Source organism: Candidatus Palauibacter soopunensis, from assembly GCF_947581735.1.
In the GTDB taxonomy this organism is placed as follows: domain Bacteria; phylum Gemmatimonadota; class Gemmatimonadetes; order Palauibacterales; family Palauibacteraceae; genus Palauibacter; species Palauibacter soopunensis.
Genome location: NZ_CANPVT010000002.1, coordinates 556,333 through 580,613, shown reverse-complemented (window position 1 = coordinate 580,613; position 24,281 = coordinate 556,333). Strand labels below are relative to the sequence as shown.

Annotated in this window: 21 protein-coding genes; 11 read left to right on the top strand and 10 right to left on the bottom strand. The window is 69.4% G+C overall.

All coding sequences use genetic code 11. From position 1 onward, the window contains the following. Positions 1 to 59 precede the first annotated feature (59 nt). The 4 genes from RN901_RS02845 to RN901_RS02830 form a co-directional block, all read right to left on the bottom strand. Entirely contained in the window at positions 60 to 788 is a 729-nt protein-coding gene (locus RN901_RS02845) for a DUF5715 family protein (protein WP_310755713.1), read from the bottom strand. A gap of 76 nt (positions 789 to 864) precedes the next feature. Continuing rightward, positions 865 to 1,815: a biotin-dependent carboxyltransferase family protein gene (locus tag RN901_RS02840; protein WP_310755710.1), complete on the bottom strand. Its 951-nt coding sequence runs from the start codon at positions 1,813 to 1,815 to the stop codon at positions 865 to 867. Beyond that, a complete protein-coding gene (locus tag RN901_RS02835) occupies positions 1,812 to 2,483 on the bottom strand; it encodes an allophanate hydrolase subunit 1 (protein WP_310755708.1) in 672 nt (223 codons plus the stop codon). The genes RN901_RS02840 and RN901_RS02835 overlap by 4 nt, the downstream gene beginning before the upstream one ends. 7 nt (positions 2,484 to 2,490) lie before the next feature. Then, the gene (locus RN901_RS02830; RefSeq protein ID WP_310755706.1) at positions 2,491 to 3,222 is read right to left on the bottom strand and encodes a 5-oxoprolinase subunit PxpA; all 732 of its coding nucleotides are present in this window, start codon (positions 3,220 to 3,222) and stop codon (positions 2,491 to 2,493) included. Positions 3,223 to 3,404: 182 nt separating this feature from the next. On the opposite strand from RN901_RS02830, the gene RN901_RS02825 reads away from it, so the two are divergent. From RN901_RS02825 to RN901_RS02810, 4 genes are read left to right on the top strand one after another with little or no spacing between them, the layout of a single operon-like run. Beyond that, entirely contained in the window at positions 3,405 to 4,571 is a 1,167-nt protein-coding gene (locus RN901_RS02825; protein ID WP_310755704.1) for a dipeptidase, read from the top strand. Between the two features lie 31 nt (positions 4,572 to 4,602). Further along, the gene (locus RN901_RS02820) at positions 4,603 to 5,778 is read left to right on the top strand and encodes a fumarylacetoacetate hydrolase family protein (protein ID WP_310755702.1); all 1,176 of its coding nucleotides are present in this window, start codon (positions 4,603 to 4,605) and stop codon (positions 5,776 to 5,778) included. Next, positions 5,775 to 6,920, top strand: a complete 1,146-nt coding sequence (locus tag RN901_RS02815; RefSeq protein WP_310755700.1) for a fumarylacetoacetate hydrolase family protein — start codon at positions 5,775 to 5,777, stop codon at positions 6,918 to 6,920. The genes RN901_RS02820 and RN901_RS02815 overlap by 4 nt, the downstream gene beginning before the upstream one ends. 32 nt (positions 6,921 to 6,952) lie before the next feature. Beyond that, entirely contained in the window at positions 6,953 to 8,320 is a 1,368-nt protein-coding gene (locus RN901_RS02810; protein WP_310755698.1) for an amino acid permease, read from the top strand. A gap of 7 nt (positions 8,321 to 8,327) precedes the next feature. Here RN901_RS02810 and RN901_RS02805 read toward each other — a convergent pair whose 3' ends face one another. Further along, positions 8,328 to 8,858, bottom strand: a complete 531-nt coding sequence (locus tag RN901_RS02805; RefSeq protein ID WP_310755697.1) for a thioredoxin family protein — start codon at positions 8,856 to 8,858, stop codon at positions 8,328 to 8,330. Positions 8,859 to 8,962: 104 nt separating this feature from the next. Here RN901_RS02805 and RN901_RS02800 point away from each other — a divergent pair, with 104 nt between their 5' ends. Together RN901_RS02800 and RN901_RS02795 are read left to right on the top strand one after the other, a co-directional pair. Then, positions 8,963 to 9,889 carry an arginine deiminase family protein gene (locus RN901_RS02800; protein ID WP_310755695.1) on the top strand — a complete coding sequence of 309 codons (927 nt, stop codon included), beginning with the start codon at positions 8,963 to 8,965 and terminating at the stop codon, positions 9,887 to 9,889. Beyond that, on the top strand, positions 9,886 to 10,425 hold the full coding sequence (locus RN901_RS02795) for an SRPBCC family protein (protein ID WP_310755693.1): 540 nt from the start codon (positions 9,886 to 9,888) through the stop codon (positions 10,423 to 10,425). Before RN901_RS02800 ends, RN901_RS02795 begins: the two co-directional genes overlap by 4 nt. Positions 10,426 to 10,459: 34 nt before the next feature. On the opposite strand, the gene RN901_RS02790 is transcribed toward RN901_RS02795, so the two are convergent. Continuing rightward, positions 10,460 to 11,077: a MarC family protein gene (locus tag RN901_RS02790; protein ID WP_310755691.1), complete on the bottom strand. Its 618-nt coding sequence runs from the start codon at positions 11,075 to 11,077 to the stop codon at positions 10,460 to 10,462. A gap of 119 nt (positions 11,078 to 11,196) precedes the next feature. Between RN901_RS02790 and RN901_RS02785 the strand changes: the two genes are divergently transcribed. Further along, positions 11,197 to 12,648: a serine hydrolase gene (locus tag RN901_RS02785; protein WP_310755688.1), complete on the top strand. Its 1,452-nt coding sequence runs from the start codon at positions 11,197 to 11,199 to the stop codon at positions 12,646 to 12,648. A 7-nt stretch (positions 12,649 to 12,655) separates the two neighbouring features. Here RN901_RS02785 and RN901_RS02780 read toward each other — a convergent pair whose 3' ends face one another. Then, positions 12,656 to 13,273 carry an MBL fold metallo-hydrolase gene (locus RN901_RS02780; protein ID WP_310755686.1) on the bottom strand — a complete coding sequence of 206 codons (618 nt, stop codon included), beginning with the start codon at positions 13,271 to 13,273 and terminating at the stop codon, positions 12,656 to 12,658. Positions 13,274 to 13,426: 153 nt separating this feature from the next. On the opposite strand from RN901_RS02780, the gene RN901_RS02775 reads away from it, so the two are divergent. The 4 genes from RN901_RS02775 to RN901_RS02760 all read left to right on the top strand — a co-directional run bounded on the left by RN901_RS02775 (position 13,427) and on the right by RN901_RS02760 (position 19,711). Next, complete coding sequence (locus RN901_RS02775; RefSeq protein ID WP_310755685.1) at positions 13,427 to 14,782, top strand: MATE family efflux transporter; 1,356 nt, start codon at positions 13,427 to 13,429, stop codon at positions 14,780 to 14,782. 99 nt (positions 14,783 to 14,881) lie between these two features. Beyond that, entirely contained in the window at positions 14,882 to 15,721 is an 840-nt protein-coding gene (locus tag RN901_RS02770; RefSeq protein ID WP_310755683.1) for a GLPGLI family protein, read from the top strand. After that, on the top strand, positions 15,718 to 18,609 hold the full coding sequence (locus tag RN901_RS02765) for an outer membrane beta-barrel protein (RefSeq protein WP_310755681.1): 2,892 nt from the start codon (positions 15,718 to 15,720) through the stop codon (positions 18,607 to 18,609). The genes RN901_RS02770 and RN901_RS02765 overlap by 4 nt, the downstream gene beginning before the upstream one ends. A 16-nt stretch (positions 18,610 to 18,625) precedes the next feature. Further along, on the top strand, positions 18,626 to 19,711 hold the full coding sequence (locus RN901_RS02760) for a DUF5009 domain-containing protein (RefSeq protein WP_310755679.1): 1,086 nt from the start codon (positions 18,626 to 18,628) through the stop codon (positions 19,709 to 19,711). A 21-nt stretch (positions 19,712 to 19,732) separates the two neighbouring features. Here RN901_RS02760 and RN901_RS02755 read toward each other — a convergent pair whose 3' ends face one another. The 3 genes from RN901_RS02755 to RN901_RS02745 are packed head-to-tail and all read right to left on the bottom strand — an operon-like array spanning position 19,733 to position 24,155. Next, positions 19,733 to 22,150, bottom strand: a complete 2,418-nt coding sequence (locus RN901_RS02755; protein WP_310755676.1) for a molybdopterin cofactor-binding domain-containing protein — start codon at positions 22,148 to 22,150, stop codon at positions 19,733 to 19,735. Next, entirely contained in the window at positions 22,147 to 22,641 is a 495-nt protein-coding gene (locus RN901_RS02750; RefSeq protein WP_310755673.1) for a 2Fe-2S iron-sulfur cluster-binding protein, read from the bottom strand. Before RN901_RS02750 ends, RN901_RS02755 begins: the two co-directional genes overlap by 4 nt. Further along, positions 22,626 to 24,155 (bottom strand): tannase/feruloyl esterase family alpha/beta hydrolase, encoded by a 1,530-nt coding sequence (locus tag RN901_RS02745; protein WP_310755671.1) that lies wholly within the window; start codon positions 24,153 to 24,155, stop codon positions 22,626 to 22,628. Before RN901_RS02745 ends, RN901_RS02750 begins: the two co-directional genes overlap by 16 nt. Positions 24,156 to 24,281 lie beyond the last annotated feature (126 nt).

The following is a 24,281-nucleotide window of genomic DNA, read 5'->3' as shown; positions in this document are numbered from 1 at the left end:
CTGCCTCCGTCCGAATTGGAGTCCTTCCGACCGGCGGGAGGCCCGCTCGTCCGCGGGGTTCAGCCGGGAAGCGTGAGAACCTGACCGGGATAGATCCGGCTTCCGTTGAGGTTGTTCGCGGATCGGAGGCGGGTCACGGTCGTGTCGTGGCGGCGCGCGATCCTCCACAGCGAATCGCCCGGCCTCACCCGGTACCGCCCCCCGCCGGCGACGTACTGTTGCGCGCTCGCGCGCGTGATTCGCTCGACGTAAGCGGCATACTGCCGCGGGAAGAGCGCCACATGGTAGTGTGGAGGGCGGCGCTCCAGGGAGACCTCGAGCACCCTCGACCCCTCGAGCTGGAGCAGTACGCGCTCGAGCCACCCGCGGCACTTCGGGTCGGGCCGGCGCAGGTCGAGCGCCATGCCGGTGGGGTGCACGGAGCGGGGAGAAGCGTTCCGCGGCTGCCGGTTCTTGGGGCGCGTGAGACTCGTGACCACGAGCCGCTCGCCGCACGCGCGCCGGTACTGCGACGCGAGCCGGGATATGAACAGCCTGACTTCGGGCCGCGCGTAGGGGAACGAGATTTCGTGAAGCTCGTAGTCGGCCCCTTCGGGCACGCGCACGAGATAGCCCTGGTCGACGAAACGCTGCAATTGCGCGGGCGTCGCGATGTAGGTGAAGTCGTGCTCGCGGGCGACGCGGTTCTGGCGGTCCAGGGAACTCGTGGACCCGCGGAGACTCTGCCCCGAGATGTCACCGGGCACGGCCGCGACGAGAAGAAACGGCAATACGGTCCAGGTTTTCACGATGCCTCCACCCCGCTGATCCACCCCACCCGAACAGCACCGGAACCCGAAATATAAACAATAGGGGCGCCGACCTTCAACTTTCGCCCGCCGACGGCTCGTCGCGGATCTCGAAGAAACGCTCCCGCCGGGCGAGCCCACGGCGAAGCGCTTCGGGGTCGGCGGGGGCGAAGCGGATGGGCGTGCCGGGCCGCGCCTGCGCGAACGCGTCGAGCGCGATCGGATCCACGGCGCCGAGCTTCGCGTAGCCGCCGATCGTGGGGCGGTCCCGCATGAACACCAGCGGCAGACCATCGCCCGTGACCTGAACGGTTCCGTCGACGAGCGGCGTCGAGTCGAGGACGCGCGGACCGGAAGTGAGGGCGGGGCCGGCCAGTCGGCCCGCGGTTCTGTCGCTCGCCGGGTCGAGGGTCCACTCCGCTTCGAACACCCGATCCCGATCTCCGTTTGAGAACTCGGCCCACTCGTAGCCGACGATCAGCGGCAGCGTCAGCGAGGCCGTCGCGGGCGGGACGAGTCCGCGGGGCACCCGCCGCACCGGACACGCGCGTCCGGGTTCGCCCCAGCGGAGGGGCTCGCCCGCCCGCAGGGGCCGGCCCAGCAACCCGGGCAGTCCGTCGCGCACGACGGCCGACGCGGAGCCGAACGCAGTGGGGACATCGAGTCCGCCGGGGAACGCGACGAAGGCGCGCATGCCGGTCGCGCTGTAGCCGAGCCGGAGCACCTGGCCCGGCCTTGCCCGGACGGTGCGCCAGGCACCCGTCTCGACGCCGTCGAGCGTGGCGGCGCAGTCCGCGCCCGTCAGCGCCACGGCCGTCTCGACGGCGAAGCGCAGGGCGAAGCCGCCCAGGGTGATCTCGAGCGCGGCCGCCGCCGGATCGTTGCCGAGCAGCCGGTTGGCCCAGAGGTACGCGCGCTGGTCCATCGCGCCCCCCGGAGCCAGCCCGGCGCGGCGGCCGGTCCGGCGGCCCAGGTCCTGGATCGTGCAGAACGGGCCGGGGCGGTCCACGACGCCGTGCGAACTCATCCGCCCGCGGCCTCGTACTCGTCCCGGTCGATCGGACGGAACTCGACCGAGCCACCGGGTCGAAAGCGCGCGACCCGCTCGGCGGCATCCGCAAAGAGTGCCGAGGGAACGCGGCCGATAAGTCGCCAGCCCCCCGGCCCCGCTGCCGGATAGATGCCCGTGCGCCGATCCGCGATCCCGACGGATCCGGGTTCGACCCGCGAGCGGGGCGTTGTTAGGCGCGGCATGGCGATCCGCGCGTCCACGTCACCCATGTAGGCGAACCCCGGCGCGAACCCGGTCGCGAGTACGGCGTATGTCGCACCACTGTGGAGCCGCGCCACCTCCGCAACGTCCACGCCCGCGTTCGCCGCCACGGCTTCGAGGTCCGGCGCCAGTTCCGGATCGTAGCACACCGGCAGCGACACGGGGTCTCCTTTGTCGATCCGGGGCGTCTCCGCAAGGCATTTCTTGGCGGCCGCGGCCATTCTGGACTCCACATCCGTCGCGTTCCAACTGTGAGGCGAGCCCTCGACGAGCAGCCGGTTGAAGGCCGGAATCGTCGCGCGGAGATCCGGCAACGCGTCGCGCGCGCGGCGTTCGAGTTCGAGGACGCGGGCGATTCCGTCCCGGTCGGCCGCCACCGGAAGCGTGACCAGGGCGCTCACCGGCCCCGGGAAAGTGATCACCGGCGATCTACTTCTTCCGCGGCACGAGTTCGCGGATGCGGCGGATCACCGCTGTGGCGGAGGGGTTGTCGCCGTGAACGCAGAGTGTCTCGGCCGCCACGGGCAGAGGACCCTCGGGCGTCTCCACGAATCCGTCGAGGAGATTCGCCACGTGGTCGGCCACGGCGTCCGCATCGGAGAGGACGGCCCCGTCGATCCCGCGCGCCTGGAGGCGCCCATCCGCCGCGTAGGCACGATCCGCGAAGGCCTCGAATTCGAGCGCCAGCCCGGTGTGCTCCAGCATCGTCGCGTGCCGCTCGCGCTCCGGCGTCGCCTGCAGGACGAACGCGAGCGACGGATCCAGGGCGGCCACGCCTTCCGCCAGCCGCGTGAGAAGCCGGTCGTCCTTCATCATGGCGAGGTACAGCGCTCCGTGGGGCTTCACGTGGCGCAACCGGACGCCCAGCGCCGACGCGACGCCCCGCAACGCCCCGATCTGCGCCTGGATCTCGAGCACCAGCGAGTCGAGCGGCCAGTCCAGCCGCAGGCGCCCGAAGTTCCGCCGGTCGGGGTAGCCCGGGTGCGCCCCCGCCTGCACGCCGTGCTCGGCCGCCAGCTCGAGCGTCCGAGCCATCGTGTCGGGATCTCCGGCATGGCCGCCGCAGGCGATGTTGGCCTGGTCGATCAGCGGCATCACCACTTCGTCGGCCCCCTTCTCCCAGGGCCCGTAGCTCTCTCCCATGTCGCAGTTGATCAGCATGCGGGAAGATACCCGTGCGGGAAGGGCGTCCGCACCTGCCTCTCGCCGGGACGCCGCCCGGGACGCGGCATGGCTGGCGGCGCGCCGTCCGCCAAGCGAGAATCCATTGTGGTCATTAGGCTACTGCGTTTGTCGACGGGAGTCGGTGCAATATGATGCGAATTATCACCCGGACGCCGGCGATGGCGGTTCTGTCCACGCTCGTTCTGGGACTCGCGGCCGCGAATGCGCGCGCGCAGGACGAACACTTCGAGATCGCCAAACGCGTGTTGTCGAGCGTGCCCCTGTTCGATGGACACAACGATCTCCCCTGGGCGATCCGGAACGCGGACGCACCGCGCGACGTCCGGGCCTACGACATCTCCCGCCCCACGCCGGGACACACCGATCTCGCCCGCCTTCGGGCCGGCGGCGTCGGGGCCCAGTTCTGGTCCGTCTACGTCCCCGCCTCGGTCATGGAGGACGGCGGCGGCGCGCGCATGCAACTGGAGCAGATCGACATCGCGCTCCAGATCATCTCCGATCACCGCGAGGACCTGGGGCTCGCACTCACCTCCGCGGATGTGATGGACCAGTTCCACCGCGGCAAGGTCGCCTCGATGCTCGGCATGGAGGGAGGCCACGCGATCGAGAACTCGCTCGGCGCCCTGCGGGCGTTCTACGCGCTCGGCGTCCGCTATATGACGCTCACGCACAGCGCGAACCTCCCCTGGGCCGACTCCTGCTGCGAACTGCCCGAACTCGGAGGACTCTCCGCCTTCGGCGAGGAAGTCGTGCGCGAGATGAACTGGCTGGGCATGCTGGTCGACATCTCGCACGTGTCGCCGGGAAGCATGCACGATGCGCTCGACGTAACCGAGGCGCCGGTCATCTTCTCGCACTCCTCCGCCAGGGCCGTGACGGACCACCCGCGCAACGTGCCGGACGATGTGTTGCGCCGGCTGCCGGAGAACGGCGGCGTGGTCATGGTCACGTTCGTCGAATCCTTTGTGAACCAGGAGGTCGCCAACTACTTCGGCCCATCGGAGGGGCGCCCGCGCGCCACGATGGCCGACGTCGTGGCGCATATCGAGCACATCCGCGACGTGGCGGGCATCGACCACGTCGCGATCGGGGGCGACTTCGACGGCATCGACCGGGGCCCCGTCGGGCTGGAGGACGTGTCGACGTACCCCGCCCTGTTCGCTGAACTCTCGCGCCGCGGGTGGACCGAATCCGAACTTCGGGCCCTCGCGGCCGACAACCTGCTTCGCGTCATGCGCGCCACCGAAGCGACCGCGCGCCGGCTCCAGGCCGAACGCGATCCCTCAATGGCCACGATCGAAGAACTGGACGGGCTGGTGCCTTGAACCCCCCGTCCCCAACCGAGAGGAAAGACCCATGAGAACAGCACTGCTCAAACGAACTTCGACCGGACGGGCCCTTCCGCTCGGAGTGATCGCGGTCCTCTTCTCCGCAGTCTCTCTTGCCGCCCAGGATGTCGCGGGCATCGTCCTCGTGGAACCGTTCAAGGTGGGGACGTTCGCGATCAGAGACGTGCCGCGCGTCGGGCTCGTGCTGCGTGACGCCTTCATCGTCGACATCGAACTCGCCAACGAAGTCCTCGAGCGGAACCGCGCCTATCCGAGAGTGCCGGCCCCGACGGAAATGCTCGACCTCATCGGCCGCTACGAGTACGGCCTCCAGCGGCGCCTGTACGAGATCGTCAACGAGACGGTGGCCTATCAGCGGCTCTCCGGCCCCACTCGCGCGGACTATGTCTATGATGTCGATGACGTCCGGGTCCTCCCGCCCATCATGTATCCGGGCAAGATCCTGAACGCGGCGAGCAACTTCTACAGCCGCGTTGCCGCGGATGCGGCCGAAGGCGACAGAGAGGAAGCGGTCCGCCAGCGCCGCGAGAACCGGGGCGTGCCCTACCTCTACCTCAAGCCGTCGCGCGGCGCCGTGGTCGGGACCAGCGAGCGGATCGTGATTCCGCACGGCCGGAGCCAGACCGACTGGGAGGTGGAGCTGGGCGTCGTCATGGGGCGGGCGGCAAAGTACGTCGCCTCCGAAGATGCCCAGGCGACCGTATTCGGGTACACGGTGACGATCGACGTGTCCGACCGCGGCGGGCGTCCTCCGGGCGGCAACCCCACGACTTCGGACTGGCTGGTCGAGAAGGGGCACGACACGTTCGCGCCCATGGGCCCCTGGATCGTCCCCAAGGAGTTCTACGGGGACCCGATGGAGCAGCTGCGCCAGACGCTGGATGTCGGCGGCGAACGCATGCAGGAGGCGACGGCGGGCGACATGATCCACTCGCTGTGGGAGTTGATCGAATACGCTTCGTCGATCCTGACGCTGTTCCCCGGCGATGTGATCAACCTCGGCACCTCCGGCGGCGTCGGCATGGGCGAGGCGCGATTCCTGCAGCCGGGCGACGTCGTCACGGCCACGATCGACGGGATCGGCACGATCGAACTTCCGGTGGTGGAGGGGCCCGAGCCTCTCGGCGAGATGGGCGTCCGGCTGCCGCCCGTGAGCACCTACAGGCGGGATCCAGGCTCATGAGGGCGCTCCTCGCGGCCGCGGCCCTGGCTTTCTCCATTCCGCTGTCGGCCCAGGGAGGGCCGGAGATCGAGATCGCGGAGCCCTTCAAGGTAGGGACATTCGAGATCGACGGCGTTCCGCGCGTCGCCCTCGTGCTGCGGGACGCGCTCATCGTCGACATCGAGGAGGCGAACCGGGACCTCGAGCGAAACCCCGCCTATCCACCCGTCCCGCCGCCGGCCGACATGATCGACCTCATCGGCCGCTACGAGTACGGGATACGACTCCGACTGTACGAGATCGTCAACGACCTCGTGGCCCGGGGCGGGCTGTCGGGGCGTGGCAGAGCCGACTTCGTCCATGACCTCGAGGACGTGCGGGTCCTCCCGCCCATCATGTACCCCGGAAAGATCCTGAACGCGGCGGTCAACTTCTACAGCCACGTCAACGAGGCGGGCACCGAGGAGGAGCGGCGCGAAGCCCGCCGGCAGCGGCGTGAGAACCGCGGCGTGCCCTATCTCTTCCTCAAGCCGACGCGCGGCGCGGTGATCGGCGCTGACGACCAGATCGTGATCCCCTTCGGCCGGGACCGCACGGACTGGGAGGTGGAACTCGGCGCCGTGATCGGGCGCAGCGCCAAGTACGTCGACGCCCGCGACGCCCAGGACCATGTGTTCGGGTACACGGTGACGATCGACGTCTCCGACCGCGGAGGGCGGCCGCCCGGCGGCAACCCCATGACCTCCGACTGGTTCGTCGGGAAGGGGCACGACACGTTCGCGCCCATGGGCCCCTGGATCGTCCCCAAGGAGTTCTACGGCGACCCGATGGAGAAGCTGCGCCAGACGCTGGACGTCGGCGAGGAGCGCATGCAGGAGGCGACCGCCGGAGACATGATCCACACCCTGTGGGAACTGATCGAGTATGGGTCCTCGGTCGCGACGCTGTTCCCCGGGGATGTGGTCAACAACGGCACCTCGGGCGGGGTCGGCATGGGCACCGCGGTTCGCGGCGAGACGCGATTCCTGCAGCCCGGCGAGGTCGTCAGCGCTGCGATCGACGGCATCGGCACGCTGACCCTCGAGGTGGTGGCCGAGACGGAGCCGCCCGGCGGAACCGGCGCCCGGCTGCCGCCCGTCCGCAGCTATCGGGGCAACCGCTAGCAGCAGCGGCCGGCTACCGCCAGGAGCGGCGGATGACGCCCAGACCCGCCCTGGGGTTGTGGATGTGCACGGCCCTCGTCGTCGGGAGCATGGTGGGCTCGGGCGTCTTTCTGCTGCCCGCCTCGCTCTCTCCCTACGGGGGGATCAGCATCCTCGGCTGGCTGGTGAGCGCGGGCGGAGCCATGTGCCTGGCGCTCGTGATGGCGCGACTGGGCGCGTTGATTCCGAAGGTCGGCGGCCCGTATGCCTTCGCACGCGAGGGCTTCGGCGACTTCATCGGATTCTGGGTCGCGTGGTCCTACTGGATCTCGCTGCTCACGGCCAATGCGGCGCTCGCGGTGGCGACCGTGAGCTATGCCACCGTCTTCTGGCCCATGCTGGGCGCTTCTCCCATCGCCGGCGGCATTGCATCCCTCGTCGCCCTCTGGGGTCTGACGTTCGTGAACGCGTGGGGCGTGCGCGCGGCGGGACACGTGCAACTCGTGACAACCGTGCTCAAGCTCCTGCCGCTGGCGGCGATCGGCACGATCGGCTTCCTCTACTTCCAGCCCGAGCATTTTCGGCCGTTCAATCCCGCGGGGGGCAGTCCCGTCGCTGCCGTCACGGCGACCGTGACGCTTACGCTGTGGGCCTTCATGGGACTCGAGGCCGCGACCGTCCCCGCCGCCGACGTTCGTGACCCGGCGCGCACGATCCCGCGGGCCACGATCCTCGGCACCGTGATCGCGGCATTGATCTTCATCATCAGCACGTCCGCCGTGATGGGGATCATCGCACCGGCGGATCTCGCCGTTTCCACCGCGCCCTTCGCGGACGCGGCCGGATCGATCTGGGGGAATGCCGGCCGGCTCGTGATTGGCGCGGGCGCCACGATCGCCTGTTTCGGCGCGCTCAACGGCTGGATCCTGCTCTCCGGGCAGCTCCCGCGGGCCGCTGCGCAGGATGGCCTCCTTCCCGCCGCCTTTGCGCGGCTCAGTCCGCGCGGCACGCCGTCCTTCGGGCTCATCTTCGCGGCGGGCGTCGCGACGATCCTCATCGCGATGAACTACACCCGCGGCCTCGTCCAGGCCTTTACGTTCCTCATCCTGCTCTCCACGCTCGCGACGCTGCTCGCCTATGTGTTCGCGAGCACGACGGGACTGCTCTTCGCCGTGCGCGAGCGCGTCGCCGCGAGGGGCGCCTCGGGGGCGGCGCAGCCCCCCGGCTCGGCACCTTCCGTGGGGCGGCTGGTCGTGGCCGTCCTCGCCTTCGGGTTTTCCTTCTGGGCCATCGCGGGGGCGGGCCCCGAAATCGTGTTCTGGGGTTTCCTCCTCCTGGTGGCGGGCGTCCCGGTGTTTGTCGTGATGCGGGCCGTGGGCGGCGGAAGAGGCGAGGCGGATGGGCCGGTCGGTGGCGGCTGATTCCCGCTCAGTCGCCGGCGGCCGCGCGCTCGAGAATCCGGAGGAATTCGTCCAGCGCGGTGCGGCCCTTGTCCCGCGCGTAGTAACGGCGAACCTCACGATACCGGTCCTCCGGGTCCAGCTTCATCCCCTCCGTCAGCACCCACTCCTGGATCGGGGCCGGCCGGGGACCCCACCACCCACGCTCGCGGAACGCCTCGTCGTAGATGATGAGGACCGGAATGGACCGGCTCGTGCCGTTCGTCAGATGGGCGTCCATCAGGTCCGGGTTCTCGTCCCGAAGGAGGACGCGCAGTTCGATGTTCGCGGCGACCTCCGCGAGGCGATCGAACACGGGGAGGGTGTTGATCGCGTCTCCGCACCAGTCCTCGGTGAGCGCGATGACGTTCCACCGGCCGGGGATGGCGCGGGCGCGTTGCCGGGTCTTCTCGTCCACCGCCGCGCGGCGCGCCAGCGCGTGCCAGAACTCGCGGTTCTTCTCGACCGTCTCCAGGTAGGCGGAGAACGTCGAGGCACCGTGAAATCGATCTCGGTTCAAGCTCGGGAACCCTCTTGCTGCGGTATGGGCCGGCGCGCCGGGACCGACGATCCCTGCGCCGCGGCGGCCAGCGAAGGTACGGGTGCCCACGTAGCTTCAGCCAGATGAACGGGCGGCTGCAAACCGAGGTGAAGTTCGGCGTCTCCGGCATGGCGGCGCCGCTTCGGCGCGTGGCGATGCGCCGGCCGGGCCGGGCGACGCTGGAGGCGGATCCGGGGCGCTGGCACTACGCGGGGCCGATCGAGCCCGACCGGCTGCTCCGCCAGTACGATGCGTTCACCGAGCGCGTCGCGGCCTCAGGGGCCGAGATCGAGTGGATCGGCGGCCCGGCCGACGACGGGCTCGCCGACGCGATGTTCCCGTTCGACCCCTCCTTCATGACGCCCGGCGGCGCGATCCTCCTGCGGCCCGGCAAGGAACTGCGGCAGCCCGAAGTGGCGAGCCACGAGGGGCTCTACCGGCGTCTCGGCGTGCCGGTCATAGGCGCCATCGAGGCCCCGGGGCTCGCGGAAGGCGGGGATCTGATGTGGGTGGACGAGAGTACGCTCGCGGCAGGACGCGGCTTCCGCACCAACCAGGCGGGCATCGACCAGCTTCAGGCCATTGTAGCCCCGCTCGGAATCGAAGTCCGGGCTTTCGATCTCCCGATGTGGAACGGCAGCGCCGCCTGTCTTCACCTCCTCTCGCTGGTAAGCCCGCTGGACCGGGACCTGGCACTCATCTACCCCCGGCTCTTTCCGGTCGCCCTCCACCAGTTGATGCGGGAGCGCGGGATCCAGCTTCTTGAGGCGGGAGACGAGGAGTTCCGGGCCTCCGGCGGCCTGAACCTCAACGTCCTCGCGACGGCTCCGCGCCGCTGCATCGCCCTCGACGGATTCCCGGAGACCGTCCGGCTGATGAGAGACGCGGGCTGTGACATCACGTGCTTCGACGGGGACGCGCTCTGCATCGCGTGCGAGGGCGGACCGACCTGCCTCACGCTGCCAATTCTGCGCGACGACCATCCCTCCATACGGGGAACGCACCCATGAATCGCACCTTGAAGCGCATCATTATCGGCATGCTCATCGTCATCGCGGGCCTGGTCGGGGTCGTCTACGGCGTCGGGAGTGCCTTGCCCGAGGATCACGTGGCGGCGGTGCGCGCCGAGTTCTCCGCCTCACCCGAGGAGATCTTCGCGACCGTCGCGGACTATCGCGCGTACCCGGAGTGGCGTCCGTCCGTGGAAGGAATCGAGGAGCTGCCGGCGCGGGACGGGAAGCCGGCCTGGGTGGAACTCGGGGCCACCGGACCGCTCCCCATGGAGTTGACGGAGAGCGAACCCCCGACCCGGCTCGTGACGACGATCCTCTCGGAAGGCATGCCCTTCGGCGGCCGCTGGATCTTCGAGATCGAACCCGCCGCCGCGGGGGCGACTGTCACGATCACCGAGGAGGGCGAGGTCTACAGCCCGGTCTTCCGCTTCGTGAGCCGCTATCTCATGGGGCATCACGCCACCGCGTCGCTGTTCCTCTCGGACATCGGCACGCACTTCGGCGAGAACGTCACCGTCGACGTGGTCCGGTAGCCGGCGCGGACGCCGACTCCGGCGGCCGACTCCTTCAGGCGGCGAAGAACTCCCGAACGCCGCTGAGGCACATCTGGCAGCCGATGGCGAGCAGGATCAGGCCCGAGAAGCGCTCGAAGATCCGGACCGCCCGGCGGCTCAGCGCGTGGGAGAGGAAGCTGGCCGCCAACAGCACCGCGAGCACGCCCACGGACGCGACGAACACCGCAATGAGCGTGGCGACGGGAATTCCGATCAACGCGCCGGCCTCATCGAGCGCCAGCGTGATCGCGGCCGTGATCGACGCCGGTCCCGCAATCAGCGGCATGACGAGCGGGACCCAGAGGTGGTCCTCGGTCTCGCCGGGATCCCGGCGCACGCCCGTGATCCCGAACCCGGCGCCGCGGAGCATCTCGAGCGCGGCGAGGATGACGACGAGGCCGCCCGCCGTCCGGAACGCGGCGAAGCTCACGTCGAAGAGGTTCAGGATGCGCGCCCCGGCGACCGCGGCGACGGTAAGCACGATGAGAACCCCGACGGCGACCTTCACCGCCGCGCGGCGCAGTTCCGCACGCGAGGACCCGTCCGTGGCCGCGAAGAAGAAGGGCAGCTCGGCGAGCGGGTTCGTGAGCGCGATGAGCGCAATTGAGCCGTAGAGAATCTGGTCGATCACGGAGACACGATATTCCCGCCCGGCCACGGGCGCGACCTTCGCACCCGTGGCCGGAAGCGCGTGCGTCCCGCATGTTGACAGGGTTCCAGAAACCTGTCGTCCGGACTCCGGGGGAAGCCATGAAACGCCTCACGTTCGCGGCCATCGCGCTCGCCCTCCTCGCACCGGCAGCCGCCGCTGCCCAGCAGGAGCGGTCCTACGATTACTTCGCTCCGCAGCGGGAAATGATCCAGCGCGGCGTCCAGGCCATCCTCCAGTGCAACGGCCTGTTCACGGGAGACCGGACGCTGGAGCAGGTCTACGAGCAGGAGCTCGCCTACCTGCAGGACCCCGTCGGAACGGCCGACGGCGGAGACTACGTCGTCGACTGGGAGAGGAAGACGGTCGCCATCGGCGAGCCCGGCGCGACCCCGACCATGAGAGCGGCGTTCCGCGAAGGGATCGGGTGCGTGATCATGTCGCCGGACCAGACCTTCGACGACCTCGACGATCTGCCGATCCTGGCGATGCCCGCGCCGGCCGGCGATCCGGCCGGGGCGGCGTGGCCGGACGGCGACCTCGTCATGAGCCGCCCACTCCCGCGCGGCGTCGATCCGGTGGCCCTCGAAGCCGCGTCCGACTGGACCTTCGACCGCGAATCCCCGGAGCAGGTGACGCTCAGTCTCATCGTCCTCTACGACGGTGAGATCATCCACGAACGTTACGCTCCCGGCATCGACATGTTCACGAAGACCCGCACCTGGTCGACGGCGAAGAGCATCGCCTCGACTCTGATCGGCATGCTCGTCGACGAGGGGAAGCTGGCGCTCGACGAGCCCCTGCCCTTCGACTGGCTGCCCGAGAACGCGGGCTCTCCGGAGAACGATCCCCGGCGGGAGATCACCCTCCGTCACGTGCTCAACATGTCCAGCGGACTCTATCCGGTGGACAGCTGGGGCATGGAGTACGCGACCGGGTCGGGCTTCTCCTACTGGGCCGGGGAGAGCTCGGTGCACGGCGCCCGCAACCGCTCGCTCATGCAGGAACCCGGGACGTTCTGGGATTACGAGAACTACGACACGCTGCTCGGCGTGTACGCGATGAAGCAGGTGATCGGCGACCCGCAGGCCTACCTCGAGTTCCCGCGGAAACGCCTCCTCGACAAGATCGGGATGCGGGACACGTTCCTCAGCACGGACCGGTTCGGCGACTTCATCATGAGCAGCCAGATCTACACGACGGCGCGGGATCTGGCCCGCTTCGGGCTCCTCTACGCACAGAACGGGATGTGGAAGGACGAGCGCCTGATCTCCGAGGAGTGGATCGACTTCGTGCGGACGCCGGCCCCCGCCACATCCGAGACCGGCAACTTCTACGGCGGCCAGTTCTGGCTCGTGCCCGACGACCGCACCGACGTGCCGAAGGACGCGTACTCCACCGCCGGCAACCGCGGCCAGTTCGTCGTCATCGTCCCGTCGCACGACGTCGTCATCGTCCGCCGCGGGCTCGACTACGGCCGGCAGGGCTTCGACCGCTGGGATATGACGCGGGAGGTTCTCAAGGCGTTCGAACCCGTAGCCACGAACCCCTGACGCCGGACTAAACCCAGCGGCCGCCGTGGAGTTGGAGGACGAAGGGGTTGGTGTCGCGCTCCAGCGCCACGGTGGTCTCGGGGCCGTGACCGGGGTAGAGGCACGTCTCCGGCGGTAGCGTCAGCACCTGCGACCGGATGGACTCCATGAGCACGCCGTAGTTCCCGTGCGGAAGATCCGTCCGCCCGATCGACCCGCGGAAGATCACGTCCCCGACGATCGCCACCGGGTGTGACGTCGAGACGAACATCACGTGCCCCGGCGCGTGGCCGGGCACGAATACGACCTCGAATTCCGAGCCGCCGAAGGCGATGTTGGTGCCGGGGACGAGGTCGACATCGGGCGGCGGCGGTTCCACGCAGGGCACGCCGAACGCGAGGGCCTGGTTCGCGATGTTGTCGTAGAGCGGCCGGTCAAGCGGATGGAGATGGATGGGCGCTTCCGTCTCCGCCTTCGCCTCCTTGAGGCCGTCGATGTGATCCAGGTGGGCGTGCGTGACGAGGAGCGCCGCGATGTCGAGGTCGCGGGCGCGCGCCTCGGCCAGCGCCTCCGGCGTCGCGGTGCCCGGATCGATCAGAAGTCCGGTGCGGCCGTCCTCGCAGACCACGAGCAGGGTGTTCTGCACGAACGGTCCTCCGGCGAACGTCAGGATTTCGATTTTGCCCCCTCGATTCTTGCCCGCTTCCTGCTCTCGGAGCGGTGAGGCGGAGTCTATCCGCGGCGCCGGGGGGCGGCAACGGATTTGCCTTTCCGAACGCGCCGGACGCAGGATTGCGCGATGAATCTCACCCCCCGCCGCGCGGACCTCGCGCGCATGCTGCGCCTGGCCCTCCCGATCGTGACCGTCCAGGTCGGCATCATGATGATGGGCGTCGTGGACACGCTCATGGTCGGCCACCTCTCGGCGACCGACCTCGCGGCGGTCGGCCTGGGGAACATCTACTTCTTCCAGATCGCGGTGTTCGGGATGGGCGTGCTCATGGCCCTCGATCCCATCGTCGCGCAGGGGGTGGGGGCCGGAGACCATGAGGCCGCGGCCAGAGGGATCCAGCGGGCGCTCGTTCTGACCCTCTTTCTGACGGCGATCACGTCCCTGCTCTTCCTGCCCGCCGCGCGCATCTTCGCCTTCCTCCGGCAGCCCGCGGATGTCGTGCCGGTGGCCGGGGGATACGCGCTGGGGTCGATCCTGGGGATGTTCCCCTTCTACGCGTTCGTCGTACTCCGACAAAGCCTCCAGGCGATGCATCGCGTGGCCCCGATCGTGTGGACCATCGCGGGGGCGAACCTCCTGAATGCCTTCCTCAACTGGGTGCTGATCTACGGCAACCTCGGAGTCCCGCAGTTGGGGGCCGTGGGCTCGGCGTGGGGGTCGAGTCTCGCGCGCTGGTGCATGGCGGCGGCGCTTTTGGCGCTCTCTTGGCGCTCGATGCGTCCCTACCTGGGCCGCTTTCGGCGCGAGGCCCTCGATCGTCGCGCGCTCGCGCGCATGGTGCGGCTCGGCACGCCGATCGGCTTCCAGCAGCAACTGGAGTTCGGGGCCTTCGCCGTGATCGGCGTGATGATGGGCTGGCTCGGCACCGAGGCGATGGCGGGGCACCAGATCGCACTGAACCTCGCCGCGCTCACCTTCATGGTGCCGTTCGGGATCGCGGCCGCTTCCGCCGTGCGCGTGGGACGCGCGGTCGGACAGGAGGACATGGACGGGGCGCGGCGGGCCGCCGCCGCGGGGATCCAGCTCAGCGGCGTCTTCATGCTCGCGACGGCGGGCGCCTTTCTCGCCTTCCCGCGCTTCTGGGCCGGCCTCTACTCGCACGATCTCACGGTCATCGGGATCGCCGCATCCCTGATCCCGATCGCGGGCGTCTTCCAGGTGACCGATGGCCTCCAGACCGTCGCGGCCGGCGTGCTGCGCGGGGCCGGAGACACCTTCACGCCCTTCCTCGTCAACGCCCTCGGCTTCTGGCTGCTCGGCGTGCCCGTGAGCTACTTCCTCGCCTTCCGTGCCGACTGGGGCCCGCGCGGCCTGTGGTGGGGTCTGGCCGCCGGACTCGCCGTCGTGGCCGTCCTCCTGTTCGCCCGCCTGAGGCAGGTCCTCCGCCGCGAGGTGCGACGCGTAGCCATCGACGCGCCCTGACCCGGCGCCCTCGCGTTTCGCGACCCGGCGCTCCCTACAACGTGACCTCGGCCCCGTGTGTCCCATCTAACGGATGACGGACGACAAGCGGCGGGTTCCATGAGTACACGACGACGATTCCAGCGGCGGTTCCAGCTTTTCCTTCTCGCGACCCTTCCCGGCGCCCTCGGAGGCTTCGCGCCGGCGGCGCTGGGCGCGCAGACGGGCCATGTCCACTACCTGCGCTCGGTGCAGTACGACTTCGAGGTGCCCGAGCGCTGGGCGGCGTTGCGCGACCGGATCGCGGCGCAGAGCAGCGCCTCGATGGTCCTTCTCTTCGACGGCTCCCGATCCATCATGACGCCGGATCCGGACGAGGAGGAAGCGGCGCCCCGACGCGGCCCCGGCGACTCGGACCGGACGGACCGCCGCGCGCTCGGCATGGCGCTTCGACTCCGCATGGCGTCCGCTTCGCGCAGCGACCAGGAGGACCTGCTCCAGGCCTACGTGGACTTCGCGAGCGGTGCGATTACGGAGACGCGCGAGTTCATGGGACGCACGTTCCTGATCTCCGGGGACCGGCCCACGTATCAGTGGAAGCTCGGCACGGAGCAGCGCGAGTTCCTCGGCTTCATGGTGCAGCAGGCGACGGCCGTCCACGACGGATCGGAGATCGAAGCCTGGTTCACGCCCCAGATTCCGGTACAGGCGGGCCCCGGCCAGTACGGCGGCCTTCCCGGCCTCATCCTCGTGCTCTCGCTCGACGGCGGCCACCTCCTCTACTCGGCGACCGAGGTGAACCTCGAGGGTCTGGGCGATGTCGAGATCGCCCCGCCGACGGACGGGGAGATGGTCACGCGCCAGGAGTACGAAGCCATCGTGGCGGAGAAAATCGAGGAAATCCGGGCCACGCGCGGGGCCGGCAACCGGCGTCGTCCCTTCGAAGGGGGGCTCCGATGAGGCGGCCCGGGCCGATGGGTCCCGCGCGGGCGTTCCCGGCGCGGGCGGGATCGATCATGGCGCTGCTGGCCATTGGACTGGCGGTCTCGACCTTCTCGCCCGGTCCCGTAGAGGCCCAGGCCGAATACACCGTGAGCGGCGTGATCGCCGACACTGCGGGCGCGGGCCTCAACGGCGCCATGGTCGTGGCGCTGGCGAAGCCCGACTCGGTCCTCACCCGCTTCACGACTTCCGGCGGCGACGGCGTCTTCGCCCTCGGAGATCTCGGACCCGGCGAATACATCCTGCAGGTCACCCTGCTCGGATACGGCACGGTGCGGCAGGACTTCTCCCTCACCGGCGAAGATGTGAACGTCGGCACGATCAACCTCGAGGTGATGGCGGTGGAGGTGGACCCGCTCGTCGTCACGCTCGACCACGTCCCCTTCCTGAACCGGCGGGACACGCTGGGCTACAACGCGCTCGCCTTCCGGACGCGGCCCAACGCGACGGTGGAGGACCTCCTCCGCCAGCTTCCGGGGATCGAAGTCGAGACCGACGGATCGATCACGGCGCAGGGCGAAGAGGTCGAGAACGTGCTCGTCGACGGGAGGGAGTTCTTCGGCGGCGACCCCACGATGGCGACCCAGAACCTGCCCGCCGAGGCCGTGGACCGAGTGGAGGTCTACGACAAGGAATCGGACATGGCCGAGTTCACGGGCATTGCCGACGGCGAGGAAGAGCGGACGATCAACCTGGAACTCAAGGAAGAGGCGCGGTCGGGCTACTTCGGCCGTACGTCGGGAGGACTCGGGGCGGACGTTGAGAACGCATCCGTCTCCCCCGGGTTCGGCGAGGCCGTGGCCGCGAGGGTCGCCAGGGCCGCCGGCAGCGAAACCGGGACCGTGGCCGGCGGGATTCCGTACGCGGGCGCCCTGTCGATCAACCGCTTTTCTCCCACCACGCAGCTTGCCCTCGTGGGAAGCGCGAACAACGTGAACCAGGCCGGGTTCGGGTGGGGCGATGCGATGTCGTTCGGCGGACGGGATTTCGGCCGCGGCGGAGGAGGCGACGACGGGCTCACCGAGACCGCCATGCTGGGGCTCAACGTCAACCACGACTTCGGCGGGAACGACGACCACTGGATCCGGACGAGCTACCGCCTCAGCACGCTCGACAACTTCCAGAACGAGACGCGACGGCAGGAGCAACTCCTCGGCACGAGCGCGTCATCCCTCGTCGACCGCGCCACGCGCACGGACACCGAAAACTCGAGCCACAGGGTCAACCTGAACTCCCAGTTCACGCTCGCCGAAGGCCACGAACTGCGGCTGCGCGGGAACCTGAACGCGCGCAGCTCCCTCCTCGACCGCGTGGACTTCCAGGACACGCGCTCGGGCACGGGGCAGTTTCTCACGGCCGCGGCGACGAACTACGACGTGAACGGCGACGACGTGGGCGGCGATGCCCGACTCACGTGGCGCAAGCGACTCGACGACAGCGGGCGAAGCCTCTTCGCGGAAGCCCGGTTGAATCTCAGCGATTCCGACCGCCTGACGAACCTCGCTTCGTCGATCGAGGGCAACGTGGAAAACCCGCGCGCCCGGGCCGGCGACGTGCTCCAGGAGCAGACGAATGTCGGTCAGACGCTGACGCACTCGGTCCGCCTCTCGATGACCCAGCCGATGCCCTGGGAGTCCATGCTCGAGGTCTACGGCGAGCGGAGTGCGACCGCCGAGGATGAGAATCAGTCGGTGTTCGACATCGGGCCGGACGGCCGGACACCGAATCCCCTCCTCACATCCGGGTTCGAGCGGACGTACAGCTACCTGCGCGGGGGGTTCCGCTTCAACCGCACGAGCGAGGCCGGACGGTTCGTGCTTGGGCTGCGCGTGCAGGGCTCGAACCTGGAGGGGACGATCCTCGACCGCGACGAGGAGGTCGCCAACGGGTACACGCACGTCCTGCCGAACGCCGAATACCGGATGCAGGTCGACGACCGGCGCACACTACAGTTCCGGTACTCGACATCGACGCGCGAACCGCGCATGACGGACCTCCAGCCCTTCGTCGACAACCGCGATCCGTTGCGGATCCGGGTGGGGAACCCGGACCTGCAGCCCGAATACACGCACCGCCTGCGGACGGAATACCGGTTCTTCGACACTTTCAGCTTCATCAACCTGTTCACGTGGGCGAACGTCAGCGTCACGACGAACGACATCGCCCAGGCCCGAACGGTGACGCAGCGCGGGCTTCAGACGATCTCGCCGGTGAACCTCGGGAGCGCATGGTCGGCCAGCGGCGGCGGGAGCTTCGGGACGCCGCTGCGCTGGATGGGCGGTCAGGTGGACCTGAACTACGACCTCCGCTACTCCAGTTCGAACGAATTCGTCAACGACCTCGAGAACCGGAGCCGGTCGCTGTCGCACACGTTCGGGATCGAACTCGAGAACCGCGCCAAGGAGGACTACGACGTCCGCGGCGGCGCCAAGCTCACCTTCAGCGACGTCAGCTACTCCCTCAACCAGGAGTTGGACGAGGATTACCTCAACTCCACGCTGTACGCGATCGCCGATCTTCATATGGGGCCGTGGACGCTGGGCACGGAGTTCCAGTGGCGCCTGTACGACCAGGACCTGTTCGGCCCGGGCCGGAACGTCGCGCTGTGGGAAGCCTCGCTCCGGCGCCTCATCCTGAACGACCGGGCCGAGATCCGACTGGTGGGGTTCGACATTCTCGGCCAGAATCAGGGCGTATCGTACACGAATTCGCCCGGCTTCATTCAGGAGAGTCGGGTCGAATCGCTCACGCAGTACGTGATGCTGAACTTCACCTGGTATCTCGGGAGCCAGTCGATGGCCGGCGGCAGCCGGGGCGGACGCGACGGAGGCCGGTTCCGGAGGTAGCGCCGACAGGGGCTGCATGACCGAACCCGCAGGGGGCCGGGTCGTCTCGCTGGACGCGTTCCGCGGATTGACGATCGCGGCGATGATCCTCGTCAACAATCCCGGCAGTTGGAGCTACGTCTACGCGCCGCTCGCCCACGCGGAATGGCACGGGTGGACGCCGACCGATCTCATCTTCCCCTACTTCCTCTTCATTGTCGGCGTCGCCATCCCCTTCTCCTTCTCGCGCCGCCTGGCGGAGGGGACGGACCGGGTCCGGCTGTTCCGGCACGTGGTCCGGCGCTCGCTCATTCTCATCGGGCTCGGGCTCGCCATGCGGGCGATTCCCGACTTCGACCTCTTCGACATGCGCCTCTACGGCGTGCTGCAGCGGATCGGACTCGTCTACTGCGCGGCGGCGGCGCTCTACCTGTGGGGCTCCGCGCGGGTGCGGTGGATCGCGGTGGGAGTGCTCCTCCTCGGGTACTGGGCCCTCGTCGCCGGGGATCTGTCGCCGGACGGAAACCTGGGAGCGCGGATCGACCGGTTCCTCATGGGAGACCGGCTGTGGCAGGGGACGTGGGATCCGGAGGGACTCCTCTCGACGCTGCCGGCCATCGGGACGTGCCTGCTCGGGATCTTCTGCGGCGACTGGCTGCGGTCGGATCGCTCGGGCAGCGAGATCTCGCGGGGCATGTGGATCGCCGGCGCCTGGCTCGTCGTGCTGGGATTCCTGTGGGACATCGTGTTCCCGATCAACAAGAACCTGTGGTCGAGTTCCTACGTCCTCTTCACGGCCGGAACGGCGCTGTTCCTGTTCGGCGCCATGTACTGGCTGATCGACGTGAAGCGTCTGCGCGGAGGGTGGGTGGCGCCGTTCGTCATCTACGGCATGAACTCGATCGCCGTGTTCGTCGCGTCCGGCATGTTCGCGAAGACGCTCGCCCGCATCCGGGTCGGGGGCGACGGAGGCACGTCGCTGAGCGGATGGCTGTACGAGAACGCGTTCCGGTCATGGGCCGGCGACTACGGCGGCTCGCTCGCCATGGCGCTGGCCCAGGTGGCCTTCTGGCTGGGCGTGATGTGGCTGCTCCATCGCCGCCGCACCTACATCAAGATCTAGGCACTCCGGCGACGGCTGCCGCTAGACTCCGGCCGCTGCCAGCTCCTGCAGCACGCGCTCCGGGCGCAGCGGGATGCGCCGCATGCGGACGCCCGTCGCGTCGTGGATCGCGTTGGCGATGGCGGCCGGGACCGTGCGGTGCGAGGGCTCGCCCGCCCCGTAGTGCGGCAGGTCCGGCCGGTCCGGATTCGGATCGCCGTTCACGATCACGACGTCGACCTGCTCGGGCGCGTCCGGGTGCGTCAGCGTCGGGTGGGTGCGCCAGTCGACGCTCGTCACCCGCTCGCCGTCGAACTGCACCTCCTCGTACAGGGTGCGGCTGATCCCGTGCAGGAGGTTCCCCTGGACCGTGCTCTCGAGGCCGTCGGGGTTGATCACGAGGCCGCAGTCGTGCGCGCAGACCATGCGCTTCACCCACACGCGTCCGCTCTCGCGGTCTACTTCGACCTCGGCGATCGTGGCAACAGCCGTCTGTATGCGGTACGCGTAGGAGATCCCGCGCCCGGTGAGGATGCGCCCGTCGCTCGGCTCGCGGGGCGTGGGTCTCGGCTCCCAGCCGAACGCCTCGGCCGCCGCCTCCACAACGGCGATGGAGCGGGCCCGGCGGAACGTCGCGTCGTCCTCCGTCGTCCCGCGCAGGAGACGGAGCCGGAACTCGACCGGATCCGCGTTCGCGGCCGCGGCCATCTCGTCGATGAACGATTCCCCGGCGAACGTCGTCTGCGGCCCGTTGGGGTCGCGCAGGTTGCCGGTGCGGAGCGGCGTCTCGAAGGCGAGCGGGAAACGGACGGCCCGCGTCTCCTCCCGGCGGTTCGGGATGTGGTACATCTCGTCGGGGCCTCGGCCGCCGCCGGGCGACGGCCGCTCGGGGCGAATTCCCATGAGCTGGGCGATGAGCACGGTGTCCGCCTGGTTGTACCCGACGTGTGCGTAGTTCGCGATGCGGGCGCGATAGTCGAGCCCGACCACGTTGCCGGCGTCATCGAGGCCGCCGCGCAGGTCGATGGCGAAGGCGGGGCCCTTCGTGTCCCACGCCGTCTCCTCGTGCCGCATCCACTGCACCCGGACGGGGCGGCCCAGCTCCCGGGCCAGGTACGCCGCCTCGAAGCCCGCGTCGTCCGCCGCCGTGCGCCCGTAGAGTTGCGGCCCCTCCATCCAGATCACCCGCACCTGCTCCGGCGGCATGCCGAGGAATTCGGCGATCCCGGTGCGGTGGCTGTAGGGCTTCATGTCGTTCGTGTAGACCGTCATCTGCCCGTCCGAGGGATCCGCCACGGCGTGCGCCGGCCCGATCGCCGTGTGTCCCTGGAAGGGGATGTCGTAGCCGGCTTCGACGACCGTCGCCGCGCCCGCGAGCGCCGCGTCGGAGTCCCCTTCCTCGCGAGGACGGGGAGACCCGCCGGTCCCCGCGTCGACGGGGGTCGCACCGCGCATGTAATCGAAGAGGTCCTCGGAGGACGGGAAGGGCGCCGTCTCCGGCTTCTCCCACTCGAGGGCGAGGCTCTCCGCCGCCTGGATCGCCTGTTCCTCCCGCTCGCAGACGACCGCGACGTAGTTGCCCTCCCGGAAGACGCGGATGAAGCCGGGGATGTCGCGCACCGTGGACTCGTCGATGGAGACGAGCCGCGCGCCGGCGAAGGGCGGCCGCACGTTCCGCGCGTGGACCATGCCGGGGAGCCGCACGTCGACCGCCCACTCGAGCGATCCGTCGACCTTTGACGGGATGTCGTACCGGGGGACCGACTGGCCGACGATCCGCAGCTCCTGGACCGGCTTCACGGCCGCGAGGCCGGTCGTCTCGTTGACGTTCCGTCCGGTGAGGGCGATGTCGAAGCGCCGCCCGCCGATCAGCTCGCCGTAGGTCGCCGTGCGGGCGGGATCGGCGGCGACGGAGATGACGCCTTCGCTGACGGCGAGTTCGTCGGCCGGGACCTCGAAGCGGTCCGCGGCCAGTTCCAGCAGGACGCGGCGGGCCTCGGCCGCGACGCGCCGCGCGGCCAGGGCGTCCCGCTCGATCGCGTCCGAACCGCCCGAGCCGCCCTGGTCCACCGTCATGTCCGTGCGGCCCATGATGAGCGTGGCCCGGTCGTACGCGAGGTCGAGTTCGTCGCACATCATCTGCCGCATGGCGGTCCCGGTCCCCTGCCCGCCGTCCGTCTTGCCGACGTAGAACGTGGCCGTGCCGTCCTCGTGCACGACGAGCCACGAGTCCAGCTGGAGATAGTCCGGATCCGGATACGGGTTCGCCTCGTCGGGGTCGCCGGACCCGTTCCGGCCGAACCCCGCCAAACCGGTCCCGGACCCGCCACTGAAGCCCACACTGCTGAAGCCGAGGACGAACAGCCCCGAGGTCTTCAGGAAGTCGCGGCGGGAACTGCCTCCCTCCCACCGGGCAAGCGCCTCGTCGAGCTTCGCGGACAACTCCGCCGGGCGCTTCACCGGTCCACCTCCCCACCTTCCCCGTTCGCTATCGCCTCCGAGGCGCGCTTCACGGCGGACTGGATCCGGTAGTACGTCATGCAGCGGCAGAGCGCGCCGTTCATCCCCTGCCGGATCTCCTCGTCGCTCGGCTCCGGATTGCGGTCGAGGAGCGCCTTGGCCGTGAGGATCTGGCCGTTCTGGCAGTACCCGCACTGCGGCACCTGCTCGTCGATCCACGCCTGCTGCACGGGATCCAGCTCTCCGTCGGCAGAGAGTCCCTCGAGCGTGGTGATCTCGCCCTCCGCGCGGGACACCGGCCGCATGCACGAGCGGATGGCGCGGCCGTCCATGAGGACCGTGCACGTCCCGCACTGGCCGAGGCCGCAGCCGAACCGGGGCCCCCTGAGTCCGAGGTCGTTCCGGAGGACGTAGAGCAGCGGGGTCGAGGGTTCCACGTCCAGCGAGTGCGTCTCGCCATTCACTCTGAGCGTAATCACGGTGCGACGCATTCGAAGCTGTCCTCCTGCTTCGGGTCTCCGGTGCCGTTGTAGGCGGCGTAGGCCGGCCACGGGCACACGGGCCGCTGCATCTCGACGCCGGACTCGCCGAACTTCGACGCGACGAGCCGCTCCGGGGCCTCGTCCTCCTCCACCCACGACTGGATGGCGGCGATCCAGTCGACGAAGTCGGGACCCGGGCCACCCGCGCAGTGCAGCACACCGGGCAGCATGAACAGCCGCGTGTAGTCGTCCGCCTCCTCGTCGCCCGTGGTCACGCCCTCGTAGTAGGCGATCGTGCCGCTGGCGGGGATCGCCGAGTCCGACCAGCCGGTCCACAGGATCAGCTTCCCGCCCGCCGTCTTGAAGCCGCTCAGGTCCGTGTCCGTCGCGTTCAGGATCGCGCGGGCGCGGCGCGTGTCCTCCTCCCACGAGAAGTAGTCGCTGAAGTCGTACGTGGAGTAGTCGAACTCGGGGTCGTCGAAGATGATGTACTTGTACATCTGGGTGCCGAAGGCGTAGTGGAGGTTGGGTCCGCCCGGTCCGAGCTGCATCTCCCGGCCCGTGACCCACAGCCTCCATCCCCCCTGGTCCGTCTCGCCCCCGAAGGGGAAGCCGGGGTAAACGTGCCGGTCCCCCGCGCGGGCGCCGCCGTAGATGACCTCCGCGGCCGCCCGCTGTTCGTCGGTCAGTCCCGGGATCGAGGCGATGTCGATATCGCACGCCATCGGGTTCGTCATGAACCCGTCCTCCACGCCGTCGTTTCCGTCGCACGCCTCGAGAATCGCGGCTTCGAGGATGGCCGCGGCCTCGTCCGTGATCACGGGCGTCGCGAGGTCGTTCGGGTCGGGATACAGCGCCTGCTGGGTCTGGAGGAAGAAGGCGCCGAGGCCGGGCCAGTCGTAGGCCGGAGCCCCGGACACGATGCCGTCGAAATCGTCCGGATAGCGCTGCGACGACATCATCGCCTGGCCCCCGCCGCGCGAGCAGCCGATGAAGTAGGAGTAGTCGATGTCGCGGCCGTAGAAGAGGCGGACGATCGTCTTCGCCGTCTCCGCCGTCACGTGCACCGCCCGGTGGCCGAAGTTCACCTCGCGGTCGGGCCGGTTCAGCGCCCAGCTCGCGTCGATGCCCGGGCCCTGGTGTCCCGTGTCCGTGCCCACCGTGGCGAACCCGCGGCTCAGGACCGAAACCGGCCCCGCGAACTGGAGCGCCTGGTTCTGTACGCTCCCCACGAACCCGCCGCCGCCGCCCATCAGGAAGCGGCCGTTCCAGTCTTCGGCCAGCGGGAGGAGGAGTTCGAAGTGGATCTCCTCGTCGATCGTCCCGCGCACGCGGCAGTGCGCCGGGTCGTTGGCTCCGGCCTCGACCTCCGACACCTCGTCCAGCGTGAAACCGCTCCACGACATGGCGGTCAGTTCATCGCACGCGAGGGCGGGGACGAGGTCGACCGTGGGGGCGGGGGCGAAGGCGGTCAGGGTCAGGACGGCGGCGGACGAAGCCGCGAGGCGGCGCGTCGGAGTCATGTGTTTCCCCGGGTCGGAGTGTCCCGCGACTGGCGCCTCCGAGTCCGACCCTCGGGTCAGGGTTCGGAGGCGCGACCGAACGGAGTTACGGTGCCGCCGGGGACGCCGGGCCGCAACGGTCTCCGG